Genomic DNA, 22,261 nt, shown 5'->3' with positions numbered 1-22,261 from the left:
AAATGAAATTAGCGGTCATAACAGACTCATCTGCTTTTCTACAAGCGGAAACCTTGCGGAAAGAAGATTTATTTGTGCTAGACATTCCTGTGAATATCGACGGACAGGAGTATGTTGAAGGTGTAAATCTAACCGCTCAAGAATTTTATGAAAAAATGGCTCGTTCATCTGAGCTACCTAAAACAAGTCAACCAAGTATTGCTAAGTTGGATGAAATTTTGTCATCATTAAAAGAAAAGGGCTATACTCATGTTCTGGGGCTCTTCCTTTCTTCTGGAATCTCAGGATTTCATCAGAATATCCAATATATGACGGATGAGTTCGAAGGATTAACCATTGCTTTTCCTGATACTCGTATTACAAGTGCACCACTAGGTTTCATGGTGGAAAGTGTCTTTCAATGGGTTGAGCAGGGAGATGATTTCCAGTCTATACTAGTTAAGTTAACAGAACAGATTGAAAATACTTCTGCCTTTATCATGGTAGATGATCTTGATCATTTGGTTAAAGGTGGTCGTTTATCAAACGGCGCAGCCATTTTAGGAAATCTTCTTAGCATTAAACCAATTCTATATTTTAATGACCAAGGTGTTATCGAAGTTTATGAGAAGGTTCGTACAGAGAAGAAAGCAACAAAACGTCTGGTTGAAATTGTCAAAGAAGTAACAAGTAATGGAAATTATCAGATTACTGTAATTCATGGGAATGCTCCTCAAAAAGCAGCCGATTTACGTCAGCTTTTGCTAGATAGTGGAGTAGCTACAGATGTTGAGATTGCAACCTTTGGTAGTGTCATTGGAACCCACCTGGGAGAAGGAAGCATTGCTTTGGCATACACACCAATCGTCTAGATTTGTCTTACAGTCTTGGTATCTTAAAATTGAGCATAGACTATCTGCCTCTTGAAAAAAGATGCCAGTCTTGCCTTTTACGGAAAGTCGGCGCTATTCCCTATTTTTCATGGGCAGCTAACGTCCTTTGTATCTTAGAATTGAACACGCCTGGAACCCTGTGTGAAAAAGATAGTTCTTCCAAGGAGAAGAAACTCCTTGATCAGAACTCCTATTTTCACTTTGTGTTCTTACAGGCTTTGTATCTTAGATAGGAGTAAAGATGAGTATTCAAGTAATTATCGCAGGTTTTAAGGGGAGAATGGGCCAAGCTGCTTGTCAGATGGTTTTGTCTGATCCTGAACTTGAACTAGTAGCCGTTTTGGATCCTTTTGAGTCTGCATCTGAGTGGCAAGGAATTCCTGTTTTCAATGATAAGAATGACTTGGCAGGTTTTGAGGCAGATGTTTGGGTAGACTTTACCACACCATCTGTCGCTTATGAGAATACACGTTTTGCTCTTGAAAATGGCTTTGCTCCAGTCGTTGGAACAACAGGCTTTACTAGTCAAGAAATAGAAGAACTAAAAGATTTTTCTCGTTCCAAAGGTTTGGGTGGATTAATTGCTCCTAACTTTGCCTTGGGTGCTGTCTTACTCATGCAATTTGCGGCACAGGCAGCTAAATACTTCCCAAATGTAGAGATTATTGAACTGCATCATGATAAGAAGAAAGATGCTCCGAGTGGAACAGCTATTAAAACAGCTGAATTGATGGCTCAAGTTCGCGAATCTATCCAACAAGGTGTGCCTGATGAGGAAGAACTCATTGCTGGTGCACGTGGAGCTAATTTTGATGGCATGCGTATCCATTCGGTTCGTTTGCCCGGTTTGGTAGCTCATCAGGAAGTTATTTTTGGAAATCAAGGAGAAGGTTTGACTCTGCGTCATGACTCCTATGATCGTAGCTCCTTCATGACAGGGGTGAATTTGGGAATCAAGGAAGTTGTCAAGCGTCATGAGCTTGTCTATGGATTAGAACACTTATTATGAGATTAACACAAATGCCTTCTGAATTTCAGAAGGCTTTACCAGTATTAGAAAAAATTAAAGAAGCAGGATTTGAGGCTTATTTTGTTGGTGGATCCGTTAGGGATGCCCTGCTCAATCGTCCTATCCACGATGTGGACATCGCGACGTCATCCTATCCAGAAGAAACCAAGCAGATTTTTCCACGGACAGCTGATATTGGCATTGAGCATGGAACCGTCTTGGTTTTAGATGGAGATGAAGAGTACGAAGTAACCACATTCAGAACGGAAGATGTCTATGTAGACTACCGTAGACCAAGTTCAGTTTCTTTTGTTCGTTCGTTAGAAGAGGACCTCAAACGACGTGATTTCACAGTCAATGCCTTTGCCTTGGATGAGACAGGGGAAATCGTTGATTTATTTGATGGTTTACAAGATCTAGAAAATCAAGTCCTGCGAGCAGTTGGTGTAGCGAGCGAACGTTTCAACGAAGATGCTTTACGCATCATGCGTGGATTTCGTTTCCAAGCTAGTCTTGGTTTTGAACTTGAACAAGAAACGTTTGAAGCGATGAAGACCTTAACGCCACTCTTAGAGAAAATTTCTGTGGAACGTACTTTTGTAGAATTTGATAAACTTCTACTAGCCCCTCATTGGAGAGTAGGCTTATCTTCTATGATTGCAAGTAAAGCTTATGATTATCTTCCAGATATGGCAGGTAGTCAGGGCAAGCTCCAGTCTTTATTTGACTTAAAAGATAATTTCACCTTTGAATCTTCTGAACAAGCCTGGGCAGCACTTTTAAGGGTTTTAAAAGTGGAAGATGCTCAAAAATTTTTAAAACATTGGAAGACATCACGACAATTTGCCAAGCAAGTACAGGATTTATTGACTATTTTGGCTCTTCGAGAAGAAGGGAAACTCGGCAAGCGTGATTGTTACCGATTTGATTTGGACTTGCTTCTACAGGCTGAAAATATACGCAGAGCTCAAGGTAAAGAAGTCAATCTGCAAGCTATCACAGAAACCTATGAGAGTTTGACCATTCATGATAAGAAAGAAATGCAAATCAATGGTGGCATTCTCATCAAAGAATACGGCTATCAGACTGGTCCTGAATTAGGGGATGTTTTAGAAGAAATTGAGTATGCTATTGTTGATGGAGAATTGGAAAATGACCGTCAAGCCATCCATGACTACCTAAGGGAGAGAAAATGAGTGACTTTATCGTTGAAAAACTAAGTAAATCCGTTGGAGATAAGACTGTCTTTAAAGATATTTCCTTTATCATCCATGACTTGGACAGAATTGGTCTTATCGGTGTCAACGGAACCGGGAAAACCACCCTTTTAGATGTGCTTTCTGGCGTTTCAGGTTTTGATGGTGATGTTAGCCCATTTTCAGCAAAGAATGATTACAAGATTGGCTACTTAACCCAGGATCCGGATTTTGATGACAGCAAGACTGTCTTGGATACTGTCCTATCAAGTGATTTGAAAGAAATCCAGTTAATTCGTGAGTATGAACTGCTCATGCTTAACTATAGTGAAGACAAACAGACCCGTTTGGAACGGGTTATGGCTGAGATGGATTCCCTTCAAGCTTGGGAAATTGAGAGTCAGGTCAAGACGGTTCTCAGTAAACTAGGCATTCAGAACTTATCTACTCCTGTTGGGGCTTTATCTGGAGGGTTACGTAGACGGGTTCAGTTGGCGCAAGTCCTTCTTGGAAACCATGATCTCTTGCTTCTTGATGAGCCTACCAACCACTTGGATATTGCGACCATTGAGTGGCTAACCCTCTTCTTGAAAAATTCCAAGAAAACAGTATTATTTATCACCCACGATCGCTATTTCCTAGATGCTCTTTCTACGCGAATCTTTGAGTTGGACAGAGCAGGTTTGACAGAATATCAAGGAAATTACCAAGATTATGTTCGTCTCAAGGCTGAACAGGATGAGCGCGACGCAGCTCTTCTTCACAAAAAAGAACAACTCTATAAACAGGAATTAGCCTGGATGAGAAGACAACCACAAGCTCGTGCAACCAAGCAACAGGCGCGTATCAATCGTTTCCATGACTTGAAGAAGGAAGTTTCAGATACTAGTTTTGAGACAGACTTAAGCATGAATTTTGAAACTAGCCGTATCGGTAAAAAGGTCATCGAGTTTAAGGATGTTTCCTTTGCCTATGATGACAAACCGATTTTGCAAGATTTTAACCTTTTGGTCCAAGCCAAAGACCGTATCGGAATCGTTGGGGATAATGGTGTTGGGAAGTCAACTCTTCTCAATCTCATTGCAGGAAGTCTCGAGCCAACTGAAGGTCAAGTTATTATCGGAGAAACGGTTCGCATCGCTTATTTCTCTCAACAAATCGAAGGTTTGGATGAAAGCAAGCGGGTTATTAACTACCTGCAGGAAGTGGCAGAAGAAGTCAAGACCAGTGGTGGTTCTACGACATCTATCGCTGAGTTGCTAGAGCAGTTCCTTTTCCCACGATCAACGCATGGTACCTTGATTGAGAAGTTATCTGGTGGAGAGAAGAAACGTCTTTATCTCCTCAAATTACTTCTTGAAAAGCCTAATGTCCTCCTCTTAGACGAGCCAACAAATGATTTAGATATTGCAACCTTAACGGTTTTAGAAAATTTCTTACAAGGTTTTGCAGGTCCAGTTCTGACAGTTAGTCACGACCGTTATTTTCTTGATAAGGTTGCGACTAAGATCCTTGCCTTTGAGAATGGAACCATCCGTCCTTTCTTTGGACATTACACAGACTACCTAGATGAAAAAGCTTTTGAAGCAGAAACGGTAACTCAAAACCAAAAAGCTGACAAGGAAAAAGTCGTCAAAGTTCGTGAAGAAAAGAAACGGATGACCTACCAAGAAAAGCAGGAGTGGACATGTATTGAAGGTGACATCGAAGCCTTGGAAAACCGCATTGTAGAGATTGAAGAAGAGATGCAGGCAAATGGTTCTGACTTTGGGAAACTAGCCACCCTTCAAAAGGAGCTGGATGAAAAGAATGAAGCCTTACTTGAAAAATATGAACGCTATGAATATTTAAGTGAGTTGGTTTAATGGAAGAGAAAATCATCAAATGGAGCAGTAAGAAAATCATTTGGACTATTGTTCTCTGCTTAGTTGAGTTAGCTTTTCTTCTTTGGATCCTATCTTTTATGATGACCTATCCCAAGGAGGCACCTGTGGGATTGGTGGCATTAAGACTCTTTGTCTTATTCTTAATCATCATTGTTGGATGGCTCTCGTATGAACGGATACAGATTCTTCTATCAGATAAAGAGTATTTAAAATGTACGGCTCAAGGTTTTTCCTATAAGCCACACCCGAAAAAAGACTGGCAGTTTTATTCTTGGGGAGATATAGAAAAATTTGCTCTTATGAGAATTAAGGGCAGTAGAAATTCAAGGGATTTTTATACTATTGATGTTCATTTTTATGATACAAATCTTTTGAACAATAACTCTCTATGGCGACGTCTACGAAGTAGATTTACAAGTTCGAAAGATTCTAACGTTTTAAAAATTCCAATCCACTTGCTGGATGTTGGTTTGCCAAAGAGAGTATTTGAAACTATGTCTTACCTTGAGCGAGAGTGGCGCATTGAACAAAATCGTCATCGCAACCAAACCTCTAAAAATAAATAGAAGTAGGAACTTCATTGAGCTAGTGAGTAGCAACATTGAAGAATAAAAGAGAATTCTTAGACCAAGTTTCAAGACTTCTTTCTATTTTGCTTTTCTAGGAAATATGGTATAATAGGGAGTAAAAACTTAAAAAGAAAGAAATGCTATGAACTTAAAAGATTACATTGCAAGTATTGAAAATTACCCACAAGAAGGCATTACGTTCCGTGATATCAGCCCTTTGATGGCTAACGGAAATGCCTACAGCTATGCTGTTCGTGAAATTGTTCAATATGCTACTGACAAAAAGATTGATATGATCGTAGGACCAGAAGCGCGTGGATTTATCGTTGGATGTCCAGTTGCTTTTGAGTTGGGAATTGGTTTTGCGCCTGTACGTAAACCAGGAAAATTGCCACGTGAAGTCATTTCAGCTGACTACGAAAAAGAATATGGGGTTGATACTTTGACTATGCACGCAGATGCCATCAAACCAGGTCAACGTGTTCTGATCGTAGATGACCTCTTGGCAACAGGTGGTACTGTCAAAGCAACCATCGAAATGATTGAAAAACTTGGTGGTATCGTAGCTGGTTGTGCCTTCTTGATTGAGCTTGATGAGCTTAAAGGTCGTGAAGCTATCGGAGATTACGATTACAAAGTGCTCATGCATTATTAAAGAAAAAACAGTCCTTAGGGCTGTTTTCTCTTCATAGTGATATAAAAAAAGGCTATACCTAGTTAGAGAAAAACTATAATTGAAAACTATACCTTCTTACAGTATAATAAAGGGAAGAAGTGTCGTCAGCTGGATTATTCCATTTGATGACAGTCAGGTTACTTGAGTCCAGTATGATACAGTTAGGAGATTTCCATGCCGATTCGAATTGATAAAAAATTACCAGCAGTTGAGATTTTACGAACGGAAAATATTTTCGTCATGGATGACCAGCGAGCGGCTCATCAGGATATTCGACCACTGAAAATTTTGATTTTAAACTTAATGCCACAAAAGATGGTGACAGAGGCCCAGCTTTTGCGACATTTAGCTAATACTCCACTTCAGTTGGATATTGACTTTTTATATATGGAAAGTCACCAATCAAAAACAACTCGCTCAGAGCATATGGAGACATTTTATAAGACCTTCTCAGAAATCAAAGACGAGTATTTTGACGGGTTGATCATTACAGGAGCTCCGGTTGAACATCTTCCCTTCGAAGAAGTGGACTACTGGGAGGAATTTACCCAAGTGATTGATTGGTCTAAAACTCATGTCTACTCGACCCTCCATATTTGTTGGGGTGCTCAGGCAGCTCTTTACTATCGATATGGTGTAGATAAACACCAGATGGCCCAAAAGCTTTCTGGAATTTATCCTCAGGATGTTTTAAAAGAAGGTCATCTTTTGCTGAGAGGATTTGATGATCTCTATGTATCGCCTCATTCTCGTCATACAGAAATTCTCAAAGAGGATATCTTGAATAAAACTAATTTAGAGATTTTAGCATCAGGAAAAGAGGTGGGAATCTCTATCCTTGCGAGTCGAGATTTGAGAGAAGTCTATAGCTTTGGGCATTTGGAGTATGATCGTGATACGCTCGCGAAAGAATATTTTAGAGATCTAGATGCTGGTTTAGATCCACATATACCAGAAAATTATTTCAAAAATGATGACATTCACGAACTTCCATGCATGCGCTGGAGTTCATCTGCAGCCCTCTTTTTCGGTAACTGGGTAAATTATGCAGTTTACCAAGAAACGCCTTTTGAGTGGAAAAGTGCGGAAGAAGATGTGTCTCATTTTGGATATTTATAAGAGGAATTATGACATATTTAGATGCTTTTAAATCAGGGAACTTGGTGTTACCGAGTGATCTGCTTTTGAATTACAATCAACTCTTCTCGTCAAGCGATGATTTCTTGATTTGGCAATTCTTTTACCTACAAAATACAACGGCTTTGGGTGAGTTGTCGCCAAGTCAAATCGCTGAAAAAATTGGCAAAGAGGTCACTGAAGTCAATCAAGCCATTTCACGATTGACCGATAAAGGATTACTCCAATATCGTACAATTGAGCTAAATGGAGAGATTGAAGTTATTTTTGACGCAACCCTTGCCTTGGAGCGCCTAGACCAACTATTTGAAAAACAAGCTCCAAATCAAGTGAAACCAGCTCAGAATGACTTGAAGAGCTTGGTGGAAACTTTCCAACAGGAGCTAGGTCGTCTCTTGAGTCCCTTTGAAATCGAAGATTTGGAAAAGAGTTTGAAAGAAGATGGGACGAGTGCGGATTTGATAAAAGAAGCTCTACGTGAAGCTGTTTTGAATGGAAAACCAAACTGGAAATATATCCAAGCAATCCTACGAAACTGGCGACATGAGGGTATTAAGAGTGTAGCCCAGGTAGAAGCGAAACGTCAGGAGAGAGAGGCAACAAACCCTCAAAATGTTCAAGTTTCATCTGATTTTAAGAATGCCATGGATTTATGGAAGGACTAATATTTAATATAAAAAAACTTGTCTAATGGCAAGTTTTTTTGTGTCATTATTCAGTACGTCCCCAGACACTTACAGAGCCTTCAGCAACTGGGAAGTCGCCGTATCCTTCGGCAGTAATAGTTACTTGTTCTGGATGGTTCCCAAGCAAATCAACAAATGTTCGATTTGCCCACTCTTGACCGACATACATGGTTTTGTAATTTTCTTGAGCGTTTGAGATAAGAACGGCGATAGGTGATTGGTTGTCAGTGCCAGAACGGACCCAACCGATACAATTAGGGTCATCAAAGTAGTCCGTTTGCTCACCGTAAGCTAACTCTTTTCGGATAGTTAGCAAACGGTTAAGGACATCTTTAAAGTCTTGCTGGGCAAATTGACCAGAAATACCGTAGTAGTCTCCGTAAAAGACACAGGGAAGACCCTGTTCACGCAAAAGAATAAGAGCATAGGCTGCTGGCTTAAACCATTCTTCAACAGTAGATTCGAGGGCTTGACCGCGTTGTGTATCATGGTTTTCGACAAAGGTCACAGCTCGATCCGGATTGATTTGAGCCAGACTATCATCAAAAATAGTTGTTAAATCATAGTCAGCTCCTGCCCGGCTTGCCTCAAAGAGATTCATATGAAGGCGAACATCAACAAGATCAAAGCGTTCTTCAATCTTTTCAAGATAATCCAGATTAGCTTCCTTATCAGGATTCCAGAATTCTCCGAAAACATAGAAGTCTTGACCATATTTTTCCTTGATATCGCGTATGAAATTGCGCATAAAGAAAGAGTCAATATGCTTAACTGCATCTAAGCGAAAGCCTGATACACCAGTCGTTTCGATAAACCAATTTGCCCAGTCATAGATATTCTGGATGACTTCGGGGTGTTTGAAATCCAGGTCTGCGTACATGAGATAGTCGTAATTTCCGTTCTCATTGTCGACTAATTCTTCATGAGCCCAACCTTTATTCTCTCCCTGAATGAGATAGATGCCAGACTTACGACGTTTAGCATCGTAGTCAGTTCCTGTGAAGTGGTACCAGTGCCAGTGAAAATCGTTGTAGGTGTTTTGTCTACCATCAAAAGTAAAACCGGTCCAACCATTGATGGTGAAAGGTTCTCCTAGTTCGATTGTGCGGTCTTCTGGATCCACTTCGATAACTTGAAAGGATTCTAAATGATCTGCAGCTGCCTTGTGGTTTAAGACGACATCAGCCATCGGTTGGATTCCGTGAGATTTAAGTGTTTGAATGGCTTGGAGATAATCTTCTTTGAAGCCATACTTGGTACGAACAGTTCCTTTTTGGTCAAATTCACCAAGGTCGAATAGATCATAGACTCCATAACCAACATCTTTTTCGTTTGTAGCCTTAAAAGCAGGTGGCATCCAGATATGACTAATTCCTGAGTTAGCTAGGTGTTCAGCATCGTTAGTTAGTCGTTCCCAGTGTTTTCCGTCATGGGGGAGATACCACTCAAAATATTGCATTAGGGTTTGATTTTTCATAGATAGTCCTCATACTTAACAATTTGACAATCATTTTACCACAAAGCTGTACAATACGCAAACGTTTGCGCTGTGAAAATATACGGGGGGTATTTTATGTCTATTTTTTATCTTAGACATTAGAAAAATATGAAGGGGGAGACTGTCTGTTGAAAGCGATTGATGAAAATGAAGGATAAAGGGCCATCTTTCCTATGAAATCAATGCAGAAAACCAGTTTCTGTTTTGTGAAATTTCAACAAATTTGATATAATTGTATCTATGAAAAAAGTATTCGTCAGCCGGCGTGTCGAAAAAAAGCTGAATAAGGGTCAGATGGTTTTGGAAGAGATTGATTTTCCAGAGCTATCTGAAACTGATCAAGAAGTTGAGCTTTTCAATCAAAGTAAACAGTTTTTAGGAAAGGCTTATTTATCACGTCAAAATAAGGGAATTGGATGGTTTGTATCTAACCAGAAAGTTTCTTTTGACCAATCCTTCTTTGAAAGTTTGTTTGAAAAAGCCAAACAAAGACGCGCTAACTACTATCAAGATGAGTTGACAACTGCCTTTCGTTTGTTTAATCAAGAAGGCGATGGATTTGGTGGCATGACACTGGATCTTTATGGAGATTATGTTGTTTTTTCTTGGTATAACTCCTATATCTATAGCCTTCGTCCAGAGATTATAGCCGCCTTTGCTCAGGTGTTTCCAGAAGTCCTAGGTGCCTATGAAAAAATTCGTTTTAAAGGTTTGAATTATGAGTCTGCTCACGTCTATGGTCAAGAAGCAGCTGATTTTTTCACTGTTCTTGAAAATGGAGTCTTGTACCAAGTCTTTATGAACGACGGCCTTATGACAGGGATTTTCTTGGATCAGCATGAAGTTCGTGGGAGCCTGGTTGATGGTCTAGCTATGGGGAAATCCTTACTCAATATGTTTTCCTATACAGCCGCTTTCTCAGTTGCTGCAGCCATGGGAGGTGCCAGTGAAACGACTTCTGTGGATCTAGCCAAGCGTTCGAGAGAACTATCAGAAGCTCATTTTCATGCTAATGGACTGAGTCTTGATCATCATCGATTGATTGTCATGGATGTCTTTGAATACTTTAAATATGCTAAGAGGAAGGGGTTGAGCTACGACGTGATTGTTCTGGATCCGCCTAGCTTTGCCCGAAATAAAAAACAAACCTTCTCTGTAGCGAAGGATTATCACAAGTTGATTTCCCAAAGCCTAGAAATTTTAAACCCCGGTGGAATCATTATCGCTAGTACCAATGCGGCTAATGTTTCTCGTCAAAAATTCACAGAACAAATCAACAAAGGATTTGCAGGAAGAAAGTACCAGATTTTAAATAAATATGGACTTCCAGCAGACTTTGTCTACAACGAAAAAGATGAAAGTAGTAATTACCTCAAAGTGATTACCATGAAGGTTAGTAAATGAAATTAATTGTTTCCGTAATGCCAAGAAGTTTAGAGGAGGCTCAGGCTATTGATGCGATGCGCTACCATGATGCCGATATCATTGAGTGGCGAGCTGACTTCTTATCCAAGGAAGCTATTTTGCAGGTAGCACCCGCTATTTTTGAAAAATTCGCGGGTCGTGAGCTTGTTTTTACCTTGCGTACTCGTGCTGAGGGTGGTCAAATTGAACTCTCGTCAGAAGAATATGTTCAAATTATCAAGGAAGTAGCCCAGCTTTATCAACCAGATTATATTGATTTTGAGTATTTTAGTTATAGAGATGTTTTTGAGGAGATGTTAGAATTTCCAAACCTGGTCTTAAGCTATCATAATTTCCAAGAAACACCGGAAAATCTAATGGAAATCTTGTCTGAGTTGACAAGTTTAAATCCTAAAGTTGTAAAAATCGCGGTTATGGCTCATACAGAACAAGATGTATTGGATTTGATGAACTTTACACGTGGCTTTAAAACATTGAACCCAGAACAAGAATATGTGACGATTTCTATGGGGAAAATGGGTAAGGTTTCTCGTATCACTTCAGATGTGACGGGTTCTAGCTGGTCTTTTGCGAGTCTGGACGAAGCCAGTGCTCCAGGACAGATTTCACTTTCTAGCATGAAAAAAATTTGGGAGATACTAAATGAAGATTGATGGCTACACACGTTTAGCAGCTGTAGTCGCCAATCCTATCAAACACTCCATTTCACCCTTCATTCACAACAGAGCTTTTGAAGCAACCAATACCAATGGGGTTTATCTTGCTTGGGAGGTAGAAGGAACTGACTTGGCAGAAACAGTTGCCAATATTCGTCGTTATAAGATGTTTGGAATTAATCTTTCTATGCCCTACAAGGAGCAGGTCATTCCTTATCTGGATCAATTGAGTGAAGAAGCTCGTTTGATTGGTGCTGTCAATACGGTTGTGAATCGAGAGGGAACTTTAATTGGATATAACACAGATGGCAAGGGACTCTTTAAGAGCTTGCCTTCTTTTAAAATATCTGGAAAAAGAATGGTTCTGTTAGGGGCAGGTGGTGCAGCTAAAGCAATTTTGACGCAGGCAATCTTAGATGGGGTCAGTCAAGTTTCTGTCTTTGTACGATCGGCTTCAATGGGAAAAACACAACCTTACTTAGAGAAGCTACAGCATGAAACAGGATTTAGAGTAGATTTGTTTGCCTTAGAGGATGCTCAAGAGCTCCAAGAGAACATTCGAAAAGCGGAACTCTTGGTCAATGCGACCAGTGTGGGGATGGATGGGGCATCTCAGCCAATCCCAACAAGTATTGTTTTACCAGAGAAGCTATTGGTAGCAGATGTGATTTATCAACCCTTTGAAACACCATTTCTAAAGTGGGCAAGGAGCCAGGGAAATCACGCTGTTAATGGCCTAGGCATGTTGCTTTACCAAGCAGCTGAAGCTTTTCAGTTATGGACCGGCAAGGAAATGCCAACAGATCAAATCTGGGAATTATTAAAACAAAAGTATCAATAAAGAAAAAGGAGAACTGCTATGAAAATCAAAATAGACCTTCCCCAACATCCCTATGATATTCAGATTGAAAAAGGATGCTTGTCTCAAGCAGGAAAATGGTTGCGGGAACTTTGGCAACCGCAAAAAGTCGTTATCATTACCGATAACCATGTGGCTTCTCTCTATGCAGAAAAAGTAAAATTGAGCCTAGAGGATGCTGGTTTTCAAGTGGCAGTTTTTGACTTCCTAGAGGGTGAAGAGCGAAAAAATCTAACCACGGTTCAAAAGGCTTATGAATTTCTAGTTAAGCAAGACTTGACTCGTAGCGATGGTATCGTAGCTCTAGGTGGTGGAGTTGTTGGTGATTTGGCTGGCTTTGTAGCCTCAACTTACATGCGAGGTATTCATTTTGTTCAAATTCCGACCAGTTTGACTGCTCAAGTGGACTCTTCAATCGGTGGTAAGACAGGAGTGAATACTCCTTTTGCCAAGAATATGGTAGGAACTTTTGCCCAGCCAGACGGTGTTTTGATTGACCCAACTGTTCTTGAAACCTTAGGGAAGAGAGAATTGATTGAAGGAATGGGTGAAGTCATCAAGTATGGCTTAATTGAAGATCCAGAACTCTGGGACATATTATCTGAAATGGATGGTTCTGTCGAAAGCATATTGGAACATTCAGAAAGTTTGATTGAGCACTCTTGCCAGGTCAAGCGCAAGATGGTGGTTGAAGACGAATTGGACAATGGCATTCGTTTGTATCTCAACTTTGGTCATACCATTGGCCATGCTATTGAAGCAACTGCTGGTTATGGACGTGTCATGCACGGTGAGGCAGTAGCGATGGGAATGGTTCAGGTCTCAAAGATCGCAGAACAAAAAGGCCTCATGCCAGTGGGAATCACTCAGTCAATCCGAGAAATGTGTCAGAAATTTGGACTTCCTGTTGATTATGAAAACTGGGATGTTGATAAGCTTTATCAGGCCTTGACTCATGATAAAAAAGCGCGTGGAAACACTATGAAGTTAGTTTTGGTACCAGAACTTGGTTCAGCCACTATTCACCCCGTCTCACTCGAAGAAATGAAAGATTACTTGGTAAAATAAGGAGAATGTATGAGATATTTAACAGCAGGAGAATCACACGGCCCTCGTTTGACAGCGATTATTGAAGGAATTCCAGCAGGTCTTCCTTTGACTGCCGAGGATATCAATGAGGATCTCAAACGTCGCCAAGGTGGTTACGGTCGTGGTGGACGCATGAAGATTGAGAGTGATCAGGTTGTCTTCACTTCAGGTGTTCGTCATGGAAAGACGACAGGGGCTCCCATTACCATGGATGTCATTAACAAAGACCACCAAAAATGGTTGGATATCATGTCTGCAGAGGATATTGAAGACAAACTTAAAAGCAAACGAAAAATCACTCATCCTCGCCCTGGTCACGCTGACTTGGTAGGAGGTATCAAATACCGCTTTGATGATTTGAGAAATTCCCTAGAACGTTCATCTGCCCGTGAAACGACTATGCGAGTAGCAGTCGGGGCTGTGGCTAAACGACTATTGGCTGAACTTGATATTGAAATTGCTAACCATGTTGTTGTCTTTGGTGGTAAGGAAATTGATGTTCCAGAAAACTTAACAGTTGCAGAGATCAAAAAACTAGCTGCCCAGTCAGAAGTTTCTATCGTTAACCAAGAACGTGAGCAGGAGATCAAGGACTATATTGACCAAATCAAACGCGATGGAGATACCATCGGTGGTGTTGTTGAAACGGTTGTCGGTGGTGTTCCGGTTGGTCTGGGTTCTTATGTTCAATGGGACCGCAAACTAGATGCAAGATTAGCTCAAGCAGTTGTTTCAATCAATGCCTTTAAGGGAGTGGAGTTTGGACTAGGCTTTAAAGCAGGTTATCTCAAGGGGAGCCAGGTCATGGATGAAATCCTCTGGTCACCAGAAGATGGCTATACTCGTCGTACTAATAATCTTGGTGGTTTCGAAGGTGGTATGACCAATGGCCAACCGATTATTGTTCGTGGGGTTATGAAACCAATTCCAACTCTCTATAAACCATTGATGAGCGTTGATATTGAAACCCATGAGCCTTATAAAGCAACAGTAGAGAGAAGTGATCCGACTGCTCTTCCAGCAGCAGGCGTCGTTATGGAGGCAGTAGTAGCAACGGTCTTGGCTCAAGAAATCCTTGAGAAATTCTCTTCAGATAATCTGGAAGAATTAAAAGAAGCTGTTACAAAACATCGGGAGTATACAAAGAATTATTAAGGAGTTCTTATGGCAAAAACCATCTATATCGCAGGACTGGGTTTGATTGGTGCTTCGATGGCACTGGGAATCAAGCGGGATCATCCTGATTATAAAATTTTAGGATACAATCGCAGTCAGGCATCTAGAGATATTGCCTTGGAGCGAGGAATGATTGATCGTGCGACGGATGATTTTGCCAGTTTTGCTCCACTTGCAGACGTCATCATTCTTACCCTGCCAATTAAGCAAACCATTACTTTTTTACAAGAATTGGCAACTTTGGATTTGAAAGAAGGTGTCATTATTTCTGATGCTGGATCGACCAAGTCAGCTATCGTGGCTACAGCTGAGAACTGTTTTGCAGATAAGCCTGTTCGCTTTGTAGGGGCTCATCCTATGGCAGGGAGTCATAAGACAGGAGCGGCTTCTGCCGATGTTAATCTTTTTGAAAATGCCTACTATATCTTCACACCTTCGAGCCTAACGACTCCAAACACGCTTGAAGAAATGAAGGACTTGCTGTCAGGTCTGCACGCTTGTTTCATTGAAATCGATGCTGAAGAGCATGACAGAGTGACTTCTCAGATCAGTCATTTTCCGCATATCTTAGCATCAGGTTTGATGGAACAAACTGCTAGTTATGCTGAAGAGCATGAGATGTCCCGACGTTTTGCGGCAGGTGGTTTCCGTGATATGACTCGAATCGTCGAAAGTGAGCCAGGCATGTGGACTTCTATCCTCTTATCCAATCGGGAGACCATTATTGAACGCATCGAGGATTTCAAGGGGCGTTTGGACGAGATTGAGCAAGCAATCAGCAAGGGTGATGAAAACCAAATCTGGAACTTTTTCAATCAAGCGCGGGAACAACGCCAAGCTATGGAAATCCATAAACGTGGCGGTGTTGACAGTTCTTATGACCTCTATGTCGATGTTCCCGATGAGGAAGATGTGATTTTACGCATCTTGGAATTGCTAAGAGGAACTTCCTTGGTCAATATCCATATAAATGAGGAAAACCGTGAAGATGTTCACGGGATTCTGCAAATTTCCTTCAAAAATGCTCAGGATTTAAAACGTGCTGAGCAAGTCATTACAGAAAATACTGACTACACAGTCGTTATCAAATAAGGAGGACAATTATGTCAAATATTTATGATAGTGCAAATGCACTTAGTCGCGGACTACGCGAATTGCCTGAATACAAAGCAGTTAAAGAAGCTAGAGATGCTATCCAAGTAGATGCAGAAGCAAGCAAAATCTTTGCAGATTATATTGCTTTTCAGCATGAAATCCAAGTCATGGCCCAAACTGGTCAAATGCCAGACGCTTCTTTCCAAGAAAAAATGGAAAGCTTTGGCAAGTTGATTCAGGGCAACGCTCTTTTATCAGCCTTCTTTGCCAAACAGCAACAACTTTCTATCTACCTTTCTGATATTGAAAAAATTGTCTTTGAACCAATTTCAGAACTTCTAAAATAAGAATTTACCTCATAAAGTCAGGAATTTTTAAGAAATTTCTGACTTTTTATGATAAAATAAGAAAAAGTATTGTCAGTATGAGGTCTAGTATGAAGTTAAAAACAAACGTTAGGCATTTGAATGGTAGTATTCGCGTACCAGGGGATAAGTCCATCAGTCATCGCTCTATCATTTTTGGGAGCTTAGCTGAGGGCGAGACCAAGGTTTATGATATCTTACGTGGTGAGGATGTTTTGTCAACTATGCAAGTTTTTCGCGACCTCGGCGTTGAGATTGAGGACAAGGACGTTGTCGTTACCATTCAAGGTGTCGGTATGGATGGTTTGAAAGTTCCTCAAAATGCTCTAGATATGGGGAATTCTGGGACCTCTATTCGTTTGATTTCAGGTGCCCTTGCTGGTGCAGATTTTGAAGTGGAGATGTTTGGGGATGACAGTCTTTCCAAACGTCCGATGGACCGTGTGACTCTCCCTTTGAAAGAAATGGGTGTTACTATTTATGGCCAAACAGAACGAGACTTGCCACCCTTATACTTAAAAGGGACAACAAAATTAAGACCTATTCATTATGAATTGCCGATTGCCTCTGCTCAAGTTAAGTCAGCTTTGATTTTTGCAGCATTGCAGGCTCGGGGTCAGTCAGTCATCATTGAAAAGGAGTGCACTCGTAATCATACAGAAGATATGTTACGTCAATTTGGAGGAGACTTGAGTGTCGATGGTAAGAAAATCACTGTCCAGGGACCACAGAAACTAAGTGGACAAAAGGTTGTCGTTCCAGGAGATATTTCGAGTGCAGCTTTCTGGTTAGTAGCTGGTTTGATTGTTCCAAATTCTCGAGTGGTGCTCAAGAATGTTGGTATTAATGAAACACGAACAGGTATTATCGATGTTATCCGTGCTATGGGTGGTAAATTGGACATTACTGATATTGATCCAATTGCTAAGTCTGCAACCTTGACTGTCGAAACTTCAGACCTCAAAGGAACCGAGATTGGTGGAGCTTTGATTCCGCGTTTAATTGATGAATTACCAATTATCACGCTCCTTGCTACCCAAGCTCAAGGGCAAACAGTTATCAAAGATGCAGAGGAACTTAAGGTTAAAGAAACTGACCGTATTCAAGTTGTTGCTGATGCTTTAAATAACATGGGGGCAGCTATTACTCCTACAGCAGACGGAATGATTATCAAAGGAAAATCTGCTCTTCATGGAGCCAGAGTCAATACATTTGGTGACCACCGTATCGGCATGATGACAGCCATTGCAGCTCTTTTAGTTGCAAATGGAGAGGTCGAATTGGATCGTGCAGAAGCTATTAATACTAGCTACCCAAGCTTCTTTGATGATTTGGAGACCTTGATCCATGGCTAAGGTTTTACTAGGTTTTATGGGTGCAGGAAAATCTACCATCGCTAGAGGATTAGATCCTGACTTCGTAGACATGGATGCCATGCTGGAAGAACGACTGGGGATGTCGATTGCTCGTTTCTTTGAAGAAAAAGGAGAAGCAGCCTTCCGTCAAGTAGAAGAAGAAGTTTTGGCTGATTTGCTAAAGACAGATCAAGTTATCTCCACAGGTGGAGGAATAGTCATTTCTCCTCGAAATCGTGACTTGCTGAAGGAAAATTCCGACAACATTTATCTAAAAGCAGATTTTGAGACCCTTTACCAGCGAATTTCAGCTGATAAGGACAATCAACGTCCGCTATTTTTAAACAATAGCAAGGAAGATTTAGCTGCGATTTTTGATGAAAGACAGGCTTGGTATGAAGAAGTAGCAAATAAGATTGTAGATGTATCAAGCTTAAGCCCAGAGGAAATTATAGAGGAACTGAGATGAAAATTGCCTATCTAGGCCCTAAAGGATCTTTTTCGCACCATGTGGTGCAGACGGCTTTTCCTCATGAGGAACTAGAGCCTTTTTCAAATATTACGGATGTTATCAAGGCCTATGAACAGGGATTAGCAGACTATTCAGTAGTGCCGGTTGAAAATTCCATTGAAGGTAGTGTTCATGAGACCTTGGACTATCTCTTCCACCAGGCTCGGATTCAAGCAGTGGCTGAGATTGTGCAGCCAATCCATCAACAGTTGATGGCAGTGCCAGGGCAATCTAAAATTGAGAAAATCTTTTCTCACCCACAGGCCTTGGCCCAAGGGAAGAAATTTATCGATGAGCATTATCCATATGCTCAATTAGAAGTAACGGCCAGTACAGCCTATGCTGCGCGATATGTTTCTGAGCATCCTGATCAACCATTTGCAGCCATTGCTCCAAAAAGCTCTGCTGAGGAATATGGATTAAAACTGGTTGCTCAAGATATTCAAGAGATGGAAGCCAATTTCACTCGCTTTTGGGTTTTGGGGCCTAACTTACCACAAATCCCTTTGAAAGCAAGTTCTGAAAAGATGAGCCTGGCCTTGACCTTGCCGGATAATCTACCAGGAGCCTTATATAAGGCACTTTCTACCTTTGCTTGGCGCGGGATTGACCTGACTAAGATTGAGAGTCGTCCCCTTAAAACAGCCTTGGGTGAATACTTTTTTATCATTGATGTGGACTATGCTGATAAAGAATTGGTCTATTTTGCTCAAAAAGAATTAGAAACGATTGGTATCCAGTATAAAATACTTGGAGCATACCCTATCTATACCATACAGGATAAAGGGAAGGAGAAGGAATGACTAGAGAAAATCCTCTGACACACCATGAAAAATTACGTTATGACTATCTCTTGAAAAATATTCATTATCTCAATGAAAAGGAAAGAAGAGAGTTTGCTTTTTTGCAAGCTAAATTAGATGGTCAACAGAACGTACGTCCAGTTGTAACAGAAGAGGCAGATGATGTAGCCTATCAAGAATTTACTGAATCTAACATAGGCCTACCTAGTTATACAAATCGTAGTCGTGCAAGTCGTCGTACTGGCCAACCCCAACCAAAAACTAAGCTTCCAAAGCAAAAGAAACCTAAGAAAAAAAGAGTTTTTCGAATCAAACGTATTCTCGCATGGTTAGGAATGCTTTTGATTTGTGCGGCGGTTGGAATGATTTTCATGTTCTTAAAGGGATTCCAATCAGCGAATCCAAATAGCTCAAATGGACCGAAAGATGCCAAAGCCGCACAGGTTGAAGTTTTCAATGGGCAGGATACCCGAGATGGTGTCAATATTCTTATTTTGGGAACAGATGGCCGTATCGGACAGAATAGTTCAGAAACACGGACGGATTCTATCATGGTTCTGAATGTTAGTGGTAAAGATAAGAAGCTTAAGCTGGTTAGTTTTATGCGAGATAACCTAGTTTATATCGATGGCTATAGCCAAGTTATTAACGGTCAAAAACAAGCAGACCATAAGTTGAACCTGGCCTACGAATTAGGTGAGCAAGAAGGAAAACAAGGAGCTGAAATGGTCCGTAAGGTCCTAAAAGATAATTTTGACTTGGATATCAAATACTATGCCCTTGTCGATTTCCAAGCCTTTGCGACTGCTATTGACACGCTATTCCCTGACGGCGTGACCATTGATGCTCAATTTTCAACCCTAAACGGTGTTCCAGTTACAGAAGCTACAGTTGGGGATGATTTGCATGCGACAGAAACCGAATCACCTACACAGACTATTAAAGTTGGGACGCAACAAATGAACGGTTCAACACTTCTCAACTATGCACGCTTCCGTGATGATGATGAAGGAGATTATGGACGAACTCGTAGACAGCAACAAGTCATAACTGCTATTTTACAGCAGATAAAGGATCCTACAAAACTTTTCACAGGATCAGAAGCACTTGGTAAAGTATTCGCTATGACGTCTACCAACATTCCATATACTTTCTTATTGACTAATGGTTTGTCTGTCCTTGAAGGAGGTCAAAATGGTGTTGAAAAACTAACAATACCAGAGCTTGGAGACTGGGTAGACGACTACGATGTCTATGGAGGCCAAGCCCTTCGAGTAGATCAGAAAGCTTATCAGAACAAGCTAGCTCAAATGGGATTTAGATAATAGCTAACAAATCAATCAAAGCTTGAAACATCTAATAAAATAGGTGCTTCAGGCTTTGATTTTTCACATAATCAGATGGATTTTTTGACCATTTTTATGGTATAATGAAATAATGTAATTCTATAGAAGAGGAAGAGAATGGGATGAGTGATTTAAAGGCAATTCAAGCTCGTAGTTTAGAGATGGCTGAATATTTTGTGGCCTTTTGTAAAGAACATGGCTTGCTCTGTTATTTGTGTGGTGGAGGAGCGATTGGAGCTTTACGACATAAAGGGTTTATCCCCTGGGATGATGACTTAGATTTCTTTATGCCGCGCAAGGATTATGAAAAATTAGCTGAGTTATGGCCTCAATACGCGGATGAGCGATATTTCCTATCAAAGAGTGATAAAAACTTTGTCGATCGCAATCTCTTTATCACTATTCGAGACAAGGAAACAACATGCATCAAGCCCTATCAACAGGACTTGGACCTTCCGCACGGCTTGGCCTTGGATGTTCTTCCCTTGGACTACTACCCTAAAAATCCAACAGAGCGCAAGAAACAGGTCCGTTGGGCTTTGATTTATTCCCTCTTCTGTGCACAAACCATTCCAGAAAAGCATGGAGCTCTTATGAAGTGGGGTAGTACCATTTTACTAGGAGTAACTCCTAAAGCCCTTCGCTATCGTATCTGGAAAAAGGCTGAAAAAGAAATGACCAAGTATGGACCAGCCGAAAGTGATGGCATTACAGAATTATGTTCAGGTCCAGGATACATGAAGAAGAAATATCCAATTCAGGCCTTTGAAGATAGTATTTTCTTACCTTTCGAAGGAACAGAGATGCCTATTCCAGTTGGTTACGATGCCTATCTCAGCACAGCTTTTGGTGACTATATGACACCACCACCAGCAGAAAAACAAGTGCCTCACCACGATGCCATTATAGCAGATATGGATAAAAGCTATACAGAATATAAGGGAGAATATGGTGGATAAGAAGAAAATTCTATTTTTTATGTGGTCCTTCTCTCTAGGTGGAGGTGCAGAAAAAATCCTTTCAACGATTGTTTCAAACTTAGATCCGGAAAAGTATGGCATTGACATTCTTGAAATGGAACATTTTGATAAAGGATACGAATCTGTTCCTGAAAATGTAAAAATTTTAAAAGCTTTTCAAGATTATCGCCAACCAAGATGGTTAAGAGCGCTTTTATGGAGATTGAGAATTTATTTTCCGAGACTTACAAGACGTTTACTTCTAAAAGATCAATATGATGTAGAGGTTTCCTTTACAATCATGAATCCTCCTCTTTTATTTTCTAAACGAAAAGAAGTGAAGAAGATTTCTTGGATTCATGGAAGTATTGAAGAATTCTTAACAGATAGATCAAAGCGTGAATCTCATAGACGACAATTGGATGCTGCTGATACGATTGTGGGGATTTCAAAGAAAACCAGCAATTCTATCAGAGAAGTTTATCCAGAATACTCACAGAAATTGACTACAGTCTATAATGGTTATGATTTTGAAAGTATTTTAGAAAAATCAAAAGAGAAAGTAGCAATAGACATAGCTCCTCAAAGTATCTGTACCATTGGACGTATTGAGGAAAATAAAGGTTCTGACCGAGTAGTAGAAGTTATACGACTGTTGCACCAACAAGGTAAGAAATATCACCTCTACTTTATAGGTGCTGGAGAGATGGAAAGTGAATTGAAAAAAAGAGTGCTAGAATACCAACTTGAAGACTACATTCATTTTTTAGGCTATCAAAAGAACCCTTATCAGTATCTCTCTCATATGAAAGTCCTATTATCCATGTCCAAACAGGAAGGTTTTCCTGGGGTCTATGTTGAGGCCTTGAGTCTAGGGGTCCCCTTTGTGTCTACCGAGGTTGGCGGAGCAGAAGAATTATCTCAGGAAGGTCGATTTGGTAAAGTCATTGATAGTAATCAAGAAGCAGCTCAAGCGATTGATAACTACATGACAGGTGTATCAAGCTTTGATGTTAATGAAGCTAGCCAATTTATTCAACAGTTTACAATTGCTAAACAAATTGAACAAGTAGAAAAACTAATAGAGGAGTAG

Annotated in this window: 22 protein-coding genes; 21 read left to right on the top strand and 1 reads right to left on the bottom strand. The window is 40.5% G+C overall.

Annotated features, from left to right (window positions below):
- The first annotated feature begins 2 nt into the window (after nt 1-2).
- From ACXYSK_RS04795 to ACXYSK_RS04760, 8 genes are all read left to right on the top strand, one after another.
- Complete coding sequence (locus tag ACXYSK_RS04795; RefSeq protein WP_458625238.1) at nt 3-851, top strand: DegV family protein; 849 nt, start codon at nt 3-5, stop codon at nt 849-851.
- Between the two features lie 262 nt (nt 852-1,113).
- A complete protein-coding gene (dapB, locus tag ACXYSK_RS04790) occupies nt 1,114-1,881 on the top strand; it encodes a 4-hydroxy-tetrahydrodipicolinate reductase (RefSeq protein ID WP_458625237.1) in 768 nt (255 codons plus the stop codon).
- Entirely contained in the window at nt 1,878-3,077 is a 1,200-nt protein-coding gene (locus ACXYSK_RS04785) for a CCA tRNA nucleotidyltransferase (protein WP_458625236.1), read from the top strand. The genes dapB and ACXYSK_RS04785 overlap by 4 nt, the downstream gene beginning before the upstream one ends.
- Nucleotides 3,074-4,942 (top strand): ABC-F family ATP-binding cassette domain-containing protein, encoded by a 1,869-nt coding sequence (locus ACXYSK_RS04780; protein ID WP_458625235.1) that lies wholly within the window; start codon nt 3,074-3,076, stop codon nt 4,940-4,942. Before ACXYSK_RS04785 ends, ACXYSK_RS04780 begins: the two co-directional genes overlap by 4 nt.
- Nucleotides 4,942-5,529, top strand: a complete 588-nt coding sequence (locus ACXYSK_RS04775; RefSeq protein WP_458625234.1) for a hypothetical protein — start codon at nt 4,942-4,944, stop codon at nt 5,527-5,529. Before ACXYSK_RS04780 ends, ACXYSK_RS04775 begins: the two co-directional genes overlap by 1 nt.
- Before the next feature lie 145 nt (nt 5,530-5,674).
- A complete protein-coding gene (locus ACXYSK_RS04770; RefSeq protein WP_006145170.1) occupies nt 5,675-6,187 on the top strand; it encodes an adenine phosphoribosyltransferase in 513 nt (170 codons plus the stop codon).
- Between the two features lie 195 nt (nt 6,188-6,382).
- On the top strand, nt 6,383-7,327 hold the full coding sequence (gene metA, locus ACXYSK_RS04765; RefSeq protein WP_458625233.1) for a homoserine O-acetyltransferase MetA: 945 nt from the start codon (nt 6,383-6,385) through the stop codon (nt 7,325-7,327).
- Nucleotides 7,328-7,335: 8 nt separating this feature from the next.
- Nucleotides 7,336-8,010 (top strand): DnaD domain-containing protein, encoded by a 675-nt coding sequence (locus ACXYSK_RS04760; RefSeq protein ID WP_006145172.1) that lies wholly within the window; start codon nt 7,336-7,338, stop codon nt 8,008-8,010.
- A gap of 46 nt (nt 8,011-8,056) precedes the next feature.
- Here the strand turns inward: ACXYSK_RS04760 and ACXYSK_RS04755 are convergent, their stop codons facing one another.
- Nucleotides 8,057-9,508 (bottom strand): alpha-amylase, encoded by a 1,452-nt coding sequence (locus ACXYSK_RS04755; RefSeq protein ID WP_458625232.1) that lies wholly within the window; start codon nt 9,506-9,508, stop codon nt 8,057-8,059.
- A 261-nt stretch (nt 9,509-9,769) separates the two neighbouring features.
- On the opposite strand from ACXYSK_RS04755, the gene ACXYSK_RS04750 reads away from it, so the two are divergent.
- From ACXYSK_RS04750 to ACXYSK_RS04690, 13 genes are all read left to right on the top strand, one after another.
- Complete coding sequence (locus tag ACXYSK_RS04750) at nt 9,770-10,933, top strand: class I SAM-dependent rRNA methyltransferase (protein ID WP_458625231.1); 1,164 nt, start codon at nt 9,770-9,772, stop codon at nt 10,931-10,933.
- Nucleotides 10,930-11,607: a type I 3-dehydroquinate dehydratase gene (gene aroD / locus ACXYSK_RS04745; RefSeq protein ID WP_458625230.1), complete on the top strand. Its 678-nt coding sequence runs from the start codon at nt 10,930-10,932 to the stop codon at nt 11,605-11,607. Before ACXYSK_RS04750 ends, aroD begins: the two co-directional genes overlap by 4 nt.
- Complete coding sequence (locus ACXYSK_RS04740; RefSeq protein WP_458625229.1) at nt 11,597-12,451, top strand: shikimate dehydrogenase; 855 nt, start codon at nt 11,597-11,599, stop codon at nt 12,449-12,451. The genes aroD and ACXYSK_RS04740 overlap by 11 nt, the downstream gene beginning before the upstream one ends.
- A gap of 18 nt (nt 12,452-12,469) precedes the next feature.
- Nucleotides 12,470-13,537, top strand: coding sequence for a 3-dehydroquinate synthase (gene aroB, locus ACXYSK_RS04735; RefSeq protein ID WP_458625228.1), 1,068 nt, complete (start codon nt 12,470-12,472; stop codon nt 13,535-13,537).
- A gap of 9 nt (nt 13,538-13,546) precedes the next feature.
- Nucleotides 13,547-14,713: a chorismate synthase gene (gene aroC, locus ACXYSK_RS04730; protein ID WP_235083906.1), complete on the top strand. Its 1,167-nt coding sequence runs from the start codon at nt 13,547-13,549 to the stop codon at nt 14,711-14,713.
- 9 nt (nt 14,714-14,722) lie between these two features.
- Nucleotides 14,723-15,826 (top strand): prephenate dehydrogenase, encoded by a 1,104-nt coding sequence (locus tag ACXYSK_RS04725; protein WP_458625227.1) that lies wholly within the window; start codon nt 14,723-14,725, stop codon nt 15,824-15,826.
- An 11-nt stretch (nt 15,827-15,837) separates the two neighbouring features.
- Nucleotides 15,838-16,176, top strand: a complete 339-nt coding sequence (locus ACXYSK_RS04720; RefSeq protein WP_458625226.1) for a YlbF/YmcA family competence regulator — start codon at nt 15,838-15,840, stop codon at nt 16,174-16,176.
- An 89-nt stretch (nt 16,177-16,265) separates the two neighbouring features.
- Nucleotides 16,266-17,549 carry a 3-phosphoshikimate 1-carboxyvinyltransferase gene (aroA, locus tag ACXYSK_RS04715; protein ID WP_458625225.1) on the top strand — a complete coding sequence of 428 codons (1,284 nt, stop codon included), beginning with the start codon at nt 16,266-16,268 and terminating at the stop codon, nt 17,547-17,549.
- On the top strand, nt 17,542-18,018 hold the full coding sequence (locus ACXYSK_RS04710; protein WP_235083910.1) for a shikimate kinase: 477 nt from the start codon (nt 17,542-17,544) through the stop codon (nt 18,016-18,018). Before aroA ends, ACXYSK_RS04710 begins: the two co-directional genes overlap by 8 nt.
- A complete protein-coding gene (pheA, locus tag ACXYSK_RS04705) occupies nt 18,015-18,863 on the top strand; it encodes a prephenate dehydratase (RefSeq protein WP_458625224.1) in 849 nt (282 codons plus the stop codon). Before ACXYSK_RS04710 ends, pheA begins: the two co-directional genes overlap by 4 nt.
- Nucleotides 18,860-20,188 carry an LCP family protein gene (locus ACXYSK_RS04700; RefSeq protein ID WP_458625223.1) on the top strand — a complete coding sequence of 443 codons (1,329 nt, stop codon included), beginning with the start codon at nt 18,860-18,862 and terminating at the stop codon, nt 20,186-20,188. Before pheA ends, ACXYSK_RS04700 begins: the two co-directional genes overlap by 4 nt.
- Before the next feature lie 143 nt (nt 20,189-20,331).
- Nucleotides 20,332-21,168, top strand: a complete 837-nt coding sequence (locus tag ACXYSK_RS04695) for a LicD family protein (RefSeq protein ID WP_458625222.1) — start codon at nt 20,332-20,334, stop codon at nt 21,166-21,168.
- A complete protein-coding gene (locus ACXYSK_RS04690; protein ID WP_458625221.1) occupies nt 21,158-22,261 on the top strand; it encodes a glycosyltransferase in 1,104 nt (367 codons plus the stop codon). The genes ACXYSK_RS04695 and ACXYSK_RS04690 overlap by 11 nt, the downstream gene beginning before the upstream one ends.

The organism is Streptococcus sp. V919 (assembly GCF_054353475.1).
Note: the sequence above shows the minus strand (reverse complement) of the source record. Positions and strands in the feature narration are given on the sequence as shown.

What these genes read in the sequence shown, in the direction of transcription:
- ACXYSK_RS04795 (WP_458625238.1), top strand. Translation starts at nt 3, where the DNA reads ATGAAATTAGCGGTCATAACAGACTCATCTGCTTTTCTACAAGCGGAA.
- dapB (WP_458625237.1), top strand. Translation starts at nt 1,114, where the DNA reads ATGAGTATTCAAGTAATTATCGCAGGTTTTAAGGGGAGAATGGGCCAA.
- ACXYSK_RS04785 (WP_458625236.1), top strand. Translation starts at nt 1,878, where the DNA reads ATGAGATTAACACAAATGCCTTCTGAATTTCAGAAGGCTTTACCAGTA.
- ACXYSK_RS04780 (WP_458625235.1), top strand. Translation starts at nt 3,074, where the DNA reads ATGAGTGACTTTATCGTTGAAAAACTAAGTAAATCCGTTGGAGATAAG.
- ACXYSK_RS04775 (WP_458625234.1), top strand. Translation starts at nt 4,942, where the DNA reads ATGGAAGAGAAAATCATCAAATGGAGCAGTAAGAAAATCATTTGGACT.
- ACXYSK_RS04770 (WP_006145170.1), top strand. Translation starts at nt 5,675, where the DNA reads ATGAACTTAAAAGATTACATTGCAAGTATTGAAAATTACCCACAAGAA.
- metA (WP_458625233.1), top strand. Translation starts at nt 6,383, where the DNA reads ATGCCGATTCGAATTGATAAAAAATTACCAGCAGTTGAGATTTTACGA.
- ACXYSK_RS04760 (WP_006145172.1), top strand. Translation starts at nt 7,336, where the DNA reads ATGACATATTTAGATGCTTTTAAATCAGGGAACTTGGTGTTACCGAGT.
- ACXYSK_RS04755 (WP_458625232.1), bottom strand. Translation starts at nt 9,508, where the DNA reads ATGAAAAATCAAACCCTAATGCAATATTTTGAGTGGTATCTCCCCCAT.
- ACXYSK_RS04750 (WP_458625231.1), top strand. Translation starts at nt 9,770, where the DNA reads ATGAAAAAAGTATTCGTCAGCCGGCGTGTCGAAAAAAAGCTGAATAAG.
- aroD (WP_458625230.1), top strand. Translation starts at nt 10,930, where the DNA reads ATGAAATTAATTGTTTCCGTAATGCCAAGAAGTTTAGAGGAGGCTCAG.
- ACXYSK_RS04740 (WP_458625229.1), top strand. Translation starts at nt 11,597, where the DNA reads ATGAAGATTGATGGCTACACACGTTTAGCAGCTGTAGTCGCCAATCCT.
- aroB (WP_458625228.1), top strand. Translation starts at nt 12,470, where the DNA reads ATGAAAATCAAAATAGACCTTCCCCAACATCCCTATGATATTCAGATT.
- aroC (WP_235083906.1), top strand. Translation starts at nt 13,547, where the DNA reads ATGAGATATTTAACAGCAGGAGAATCACACGGCCCTCGTTTGACAGCG.
- ACXYSK_RS04725 (WP_458625227.1), top strand. Translation starts at nt 14,723, where the DNA reads ATGGCAAAAACCATCTATATCGCAGGACTGGGTTTGATTGGTGCTTCG.
- ACXYSK_RS04720 (WP_458625226.1), top strand. Translation starts at nt 15,838, where the DNA reads ATGTCAAATATTTATGATAGTGCAAATGCACTTAGTCGCGGACTACGC.
- aroA (WP_458625225.1), top strand. Translation starts at nt 16,266, where the DNA reads ATGAAGTTAAAAACAAACGTTAGGCATTTGAATGGTAGTATTCGCGTA.
- ACXYSK_RS04710 (WP_235083910.1), top strand. Translation starts at nt 17,542, where the DNA reads ATGGCTAAGGTTTTACTAGGTTTTATGGGTGCAGGAAAATCTACCATC.
- pheA (WP_458625224.1), top strand. Translation starts at nt 18,015, where the DNA reads ATGAAAATTGCCTATCTAGGCCCTAAAGGATCTTTTTCGCACCATGTG.
- ACXYSK_RS04700 (WP_458625223.1), top strand. Translation starts at nt 18,860, where the DNA reads ATGACTAGAGAAAATCCTCTGACACACCATGAAAAATTACGTTATGAC.
- ACXYSK_RS04695 (WP_458625222.1), top strand. Translation starts at nt 20,332, where the DNA reads ATGAGTGATTTAAAGGCAATTCAAGCTCGTAGTTTAGAGATGGCTGAA.
- ACXYSK_RS04690 (WP_458625221.1), top strand. Translation starts at nt 21,158, where the DNA reads ATGGTGGATAAGAAGAAAATTCTATTTTTTATGTGGTCCTTCTCTCTA.